This window comes from Actinoalloteichus spitiensis RMV-1378 (assembly GCF_000239155.1).
Lineage (GTDB): Bacteria > Actinomycetota > Actinomycetes > Mycobacteriales > Pseudonocardiaceae > Actinoalloteichus_B > Actinoalloteichus_B spitiensis.
In genome coordinates this window covers 1-5,752 of record NZ_AGVX02000049.1, presented here as the reverse complement: position 1 = coordinate 5,752, position 5,752 = coordinate 1, and the positions used below count along the sequence as shown (strand labels likewise).

Sequence of the window (5,752 nt, the reverse complement as noted above, 5' to 3'; positions counted from 1 at the left end):
GGCCGGCGGCCGCCGACGACGGGGTGCCGCCAGTGGTCGCGATGTGCGGTGACGACCCGGTCGCGGTGGAGCGCGTCGGCGCCCTCGTGCGCGACCTGGGCGGTGTGCCCGCCGCGCTGGGACGGCTCGACGAGAGGGCCAGGCAGCTGGAGGAGGTGGCCGCCTTCGCCACCACGCTGGCGCTCGCCGGGACCGACCCCCGTTCGGCGTTGCCGAGCCTGCCGCTCTGACGACGCCTGGGCCTGGGGCGGTGCGCGCGGCGGCCAGGAACCTCGGATCTCCCGGCGGGGCGTCGACCCGGCACGGCCGGAGCCGGACCGCCGAGCGACCCCGCTGCCGGGCCGGTCGGCGAGCCGCTGCGACCGAGTCCCCCCCGGGGGCTGCTCCGCTGGCGGTTCACGTACCTCGAGGGGGTCCGGCGCGAGCGGGCGGTGAGGTCCAGGCCCGCGCGTGCGCGTGCGCGTGGGACACCGTGCACCTGCTACCGGCCGTGCGCACCGCCGCCCTCGGACTGGTGGCACCGGTTCGTTCCCGGTGCCACCGCCCTGCGGGCTCCACGGGGTGGGGGAGGGCACCACCGGCCACGGTGAACCGCCTCGGGATGAGGCCACGGCCTCGCACCGGTGGCGCGCCGTCCCACCGCTCGGTGCGGCCGGCGTCCCACCTCAGCCGAGGCGCACCGATCCGCGTTCGTCGGGGCTCACCGGGGTCGGATCGAGAAGGCGTGCCGGAACACGTTGCGCGGGTCCCACTTCGCCTTCACCTCCTGGAGCCTCGGGTAGTTGTCGCCGTAGTAGATCGTGTGCCAGGGGACCCCGGAGGTGTTCCACTCCGGGTCGGCCAGGTCGATGTCGGGGTAGTTGATGTAGGCGCCGGTGTTGACCTCGTCGGGGGCGGGGGCACCACCCGTGGCGTGGTGGATGTCCCGGTAGAGCTCCCGGATCCACCGCAGGTGCTCCTCGTCCTCCCCCGGGTCGCTCCACGCCACCATGTAGAAGGTCTTCAGCAGGGCGGCGCGGGGAACGGCGGTCGCCGCCGGGTCCACGGTGTTCACCCGGCCGCCGTAGGCGATGTACTCCATCGCGGCGCTGGGGCAGTGGTAGTCGCTCCTGGACAGGTGCCGGTAGGCGGCGGCGAGCTGCTCGCGGGTGTGCGCGCCGCGCAGGTCGGCGGACTTGACCTTCCGCCGCACCCCGACCGCGCCCGGGCCCACGTCGGGAACCGCCAACAACTGGGCGGTCGCCAACCACGGCAACCGCTGGCGGGTCACCGACGGGGCCACCGCGACCCCCTCGTTCAGCTCGGCGAGGAACCAGGACATCCGCTCCTCGGCATCGGGAACGTCCACCGGGATCTGGGCGTGCATCGCCAGGTGCCCCGCCGACCGGTGGAAGCACTCGAGCAGGGCGTAGAGGCCGATGTTGGGCGAGTCCACCGTGCAGTTCCGCAGCTGCCAGTCCAGGAAGTTGCCCACCAGCCGGACGTAGTCCTCCTCCGTCAGCTCCGCCCACGACCAGCTCGCCCGTGCGACGTGGAACGACGCCGGGGGGCGGGGCAGCGCCTGCCCGGGGTCGGTGCCCACCGCCTCCGGTGACCGCAGCCAGTAGCGGGTGATCACCCCGAAGTTCCCGCCCCCACCGCCGGTGTGGGCCCACCACAGGTCGCGGTTCGGGTCGTCCTCCTCCCGGGTCGCCACCACCGAGGACACCACGCCCTCGGCGTCGACGACGACTACCTCCACCGCGTACAGGTGGTCCACGGTCAGGCCGAGCAGGCGGGAGAGCGGCCCGTAGCCCCCGCCGGAGATGTGGCCGCCCGCCCCCACCCCCATGCAGAAGCCGCCGGGGATCGTCACCCCGTAGTTCTTGTACAGCACCCGGTAGATCTGGCCGACCGTGGCGCCGGCCTCCACTTCGAAGGCACCGCGTTCCTCGTCGTAGCCCACGTGGGACATCGAGGACAGGTCCACGATGACGTCGACGTCGGGGGAGGCGACGAACGCCTCCCCGCAGTGCCCGCCGGAGCGCACGGTGAGCCGCTTGCCGGCCGCGACCGCCTCCGACACGGCCTCGACGACCTGTGCCGTGGAGTAGGGCAACCGGAAGTACTCGGGCTGGGCGACGAACCGGTAGTTGTCGGCCCGGGCGAGCAGGTCGTAGCGGTGGTCGTCCGGTGTCACGGTCACAGCCGCTCGGGTTGACACGATCGGGCACCTTCCAGTCGACGGGGGTTCCAGCGCTCGAACGCCCGCACCGGCCAGGACGGCGCGGACGAGTTCCGGAGGCGGCCACTACCGCCCGGGATCGTCCCGGATGACCGTCTTGGCCCGCATCAGGAACTCCCCGAGGTAGCCGTCGTGGGGAACCCCCGGTCGGCTCCAGGTGGTCGGGTGGTCGCCCACGTGCACGTTGCGGATGCTCGGCTCCGCCACCAGCCGGTCCACCAGCGCCTCGTCCTCCCCGAGCACGGTCAGCACGAGCGTGTCGCGCAGCGGGGCCATCCCGTCCTGCCTGGTCCACGGCGCCACCCACACGCAGGGGAAGCCGAGCTCGATCCTGGCCTGCGGCGCGTCCGCCCGGTCCAGCAGGAACACGGCGGGGCGCAGCGCGGCCGACCCGTCCCCGAGCTCGGCCACCACCGTGTCCCCCAGCAGGGGACGCGCGTCGCCCCGGCGGGAGCGCAGGAACTCGTCGATGTCGCGGGCGTCGGACTCCGCGCGCACCGGGAGCACCGCCCGTTCGTCCTCGGGAGGCAGGGCGGGCGCGTCCGCCAGCCGGGCGGCGATGGCCTCCGCCACCGGCGCCGGGTCTCCCTCGACGAACACCGCCGTCGCGTTGACGCACCCGGTGCCCGCCTGGTCGGCGACCGACTCGACGATGGTGTCCAGGTGGCGCTCGACGTCGACCCCGCTGGTCAGCAGGATCTTCGACCGCCCGGGGCCCTGGGGGAGCACCATGGGGCCGGCACCGTACTTGCCGACCACGGCGTCGCCACCGAAGGCCAGCGCGACGTCCGCGTCGGCGATGATCCCGTCCGCGGCGGCGTGGTCGGTCGGCAGCAGCAGGAGCTGGTCCGGTCCGAACCCGCTCTCCCGCAGCGCGGCCACCAGCCGGTGCGGCGTGAACGGTTCCCGGCGGGACGGCCGCACCGCCACCCGGTAGCCCAGCGCCAGGGCGTCGAGCCACGCCGCGTGCACGGCGGGAGTGTTGGCCGGGGCGTGCACGGCGAGCACGTCACCCCGCCGCACCCACACCGCCGCCCCGGACCGGGCGGCCGGGTCCCGCCACCCGCTCACCGCCCCGACCGGGCGGGCCATCCGCGCGGCGTCGAACGCGGCCGCCGCGTAGTCACCCACGCCCCGGGACGCGGTGCGCACGAACGTGATCGGCATGCCCGAGGCGGCGGCCACCGCCCGGTGGTACTCCTCGGCGCTCACCCCGCCCACGGCACCCGTGGTGAACAGCGGGCCGGCCTGGGTCAGCGCCGCCTCGCGGTCGGACTCACCCGGGCTCTCCGCCGTGGACAGCGTCCGCATCGCTCGTTGCACGAACAGCGCGGGGACCAGGCTGAGTTCGGCGAGTGGGCCGCCGCGCACGTCGGTGACCAGTTGGCGGTTGCGGGACACGTACGGGCCTCGTGGCCCGAGCGCGGCCAGTTCCATGAGGGCAGGGGATGCGGTGGGCACTGTCAGTAGACCCCCTCGATCACCTTCGCCGCCCCGAACTCCTCGACGGGCCGCACCTCGGAGAGGGCGTCGCCGGCGTAGCCGAGGCCGTGCTCGTGGCGGACGGCGGTGTCCCGCTCCAGGTTGTTGGGCAGGAACAGGTTCCTGGTCATGTGGTGGGAGACCAGCTGTCCCCGCTCGCCGTAGGGCACGCTCCGGCCCGTCTCCGGGTCGATGAGACCGAACATCGAGAACGGCGAGGGCGGGTCGAAGATCGCCGGGTCGGTGCGTCCGCCGCCAGGCCGCTGCGGGATGCCGCAGAAGATCATCGCGCTGCCGTAGATCCCGATGATGTTCACCTCGGGGAACACTTCGGTGGCCATCAGTTCAGCGGTGTCGGCGTCCATCGACGCGCCGCTCCAGGTGATGGTGTGGACCCGCTCGTTGATGATGTCGACCAGGTGGTCGCGGGTGCAGATCGCCTGCAACAGGGGTGGGGTGGCGGCGATCAGCCCGATGTCCTGGGTGGTGAGGATCCATTCGACCTGGTCCACCAGGTGGTTCACGTATCCCTTCACCGCCTCCGCCGACCCCGAAGCTATGCAGCGTTTGGCCCAGCGGGGGTCCAGGTCGAGGGGGAAGTAGATGCCGCCGAACTCGGCGGCCGCGTCCTGGGTGAGGGTGCCGATCATGTGCGGCCCCATCGGCACCACGCCCAGCCAGTTCCGGCCGGAGGGCATGTCGTGTTCCCGCAGGCGCGACCAGTACCAGCGCCAGGAGGAGTTGAGCACGTCGGGGAGGCTGTAGATCCGCTTGGGACGTCCGGTGGTGCCGCCGCTCTCACCGACGAGCGGGCGGGCGGTGATCCCCGTGATCGAGGCGTAGCCCTGGGGGACCATGTCCTCCACCGGGATGTGCCGCAGCTCGTCGACGACGTTGGGGAACAACGTCAGGTCCTCGACCGTGTGGACGTCGGTCAGCGGGTTGAAATCCAGGGTCTTGGCCCGCTCGAGCCAGAACCGGGAGCCGGTTTTCGGGTTGAAGTGCCACTCGACCGCCTCCCGCACCAGGTCCTGCGCGTCCGGCGGTGTCTGCCACGGCGTGTCCAACGGTGATGGGGCAGGTGTCGTCAACGTACGTCTCCTTGCCGGCTCGTGCTGATCAGGAGAAGTGGAACCAGCTGCGGGAAAAGACCGATGTCCCGGCGGCGGCACCGGAGACTTTACCGAAACGGCGATGTCCTGTCTGGAATCCGCAGGACCCAGAACGATGTAGTACGGGCGGGGGATTTTCTCCGGGAAAACTCGAGCGGAACCGCTGTACGGGTGACGGGAGTCGCCGTTCCGGGTGGTCGCGGCGCGCGACTGGAAAGAGGAATTCCTGCTTCCGCCGGGCGGTGCGCGGACTGGGGCGCCTGGCGCAGTGACCGTTGGGCTCGTGTTCGGCCGGCCTGGCCCTCACCCGGAACGACGGCTGGGAACCGGCGGCGACGGCGGGCCATTCCGGATGACCGGAAAACGGGAGTGGCCGGGTCGTGCCGGGCTCGGGGACTCCTCTATTCCCGCTGGCGGGGGAAACGCGCCGACGTCGGTCCTTCCCGTCGCCCGTCCTCGTCGGATGACGGTGTTCCGTACCGGGAAGTCCGGTTTCGCCCAGCGGGGCGGTTGGTCCGCCCCCATTTCCTGACCCGGCTGGCGGGCGCCGCCCGGTCAGTGCTCTCGGGCTCCGCGCCGAGGCGGACGCGGGGGTGTCCGGGCGTTCCGGCGCCGGACCCGGGCGCCCGGATGACCGCCGGTGATCCGTCGCGGTGCGATCTGTCCCGTGCCGTGGGACGGCGGGTCGACGTTCCCGGACGGGGGTCCGCCGGGCGGCGGTCCGACGGCGAGTGGTCCGGCGCCGCGCGGGGCCCGGACGCGGCCATCGAGCGCCATCAGGGCCTTCCGCCCCTGGTGGGGCCCGTCTGGAGGCCACGACAGCGCGGCACGCCGCTGATCACCCGCGCACGGACGGGTCGAGGACGGCCTCGGTCCAGCTCCTCTGGCGGGTGGGCCGGCGCGTCCGGGGTGGGGCTGTCGGCGGGGGGGGGGG

General features: G+C 73.0%; 3 protein-coding genes and 1 pseudogene. 1 reads left to right on the top strand and 3 read right to left on the bottom strand.

Annotated elements, in window-relative coordinates; all coding sequences use genetic code 11:
- Positions 1-230, top strand: a pseudogene (locus ACTIDRAF_RS0202760) (hypothetical protein); the annotation flags it as partial.
- Between the two features lie 470 nt (positions 231-700).
- Here ACTIDRAF_RS0202760 and ACTIDRAF_RS0202755 read toward each other — a convergent pair.
- The 3 genes from ACTIDRAF_RS0202755 to ACTIDRAF_RS0202745 all read right to left on the bottom strand — a co-directional run bounded on the left by ACTIDRAF_RS0202755 (position 701) and on the right by ACTIDRAF_RS0202745 (position 4,797).
- Positions 701-2,203 (bottom strand): FAD-binding oxidoreductase, encoded by a 1,503-nt coding sequence (locus ACTIDRAF_RS0202755; protein WP_245533423.1) that lies wholly within the window; start codon positions 2,201-2,203, stop codon positions 701-703.
- An 87-nt stretch (positions 2,204-2,290) separates the two neighbouring features.
- Entirely contained in the window at positions 2,291-3,661 is a 1,371-nt protein-coding gene (locus ACTIDRAF_RS0202750) for an aldehyde dehydrogenase family protein (protein ID WP_016697190.1), read from the bottom strand.
- 26 nt (positions 3,662-3,687) lie between these two features.
- The gene (locus tag ACTIDRAF_RS0202745) at positions 3,688-4,797 is read right to left on the bottom strand and encodes a phenylacetate--CoA ligase family protein (RefSeq protein WP_052168675.1); all 1,110 of its coding nucleotides are present in this window, start codon (positions 4,795-4,797) and stop codon (positions 3,688-3,690) included.
- Positions 4,798-5,752 lie beyond the last annotated feature (955 nt).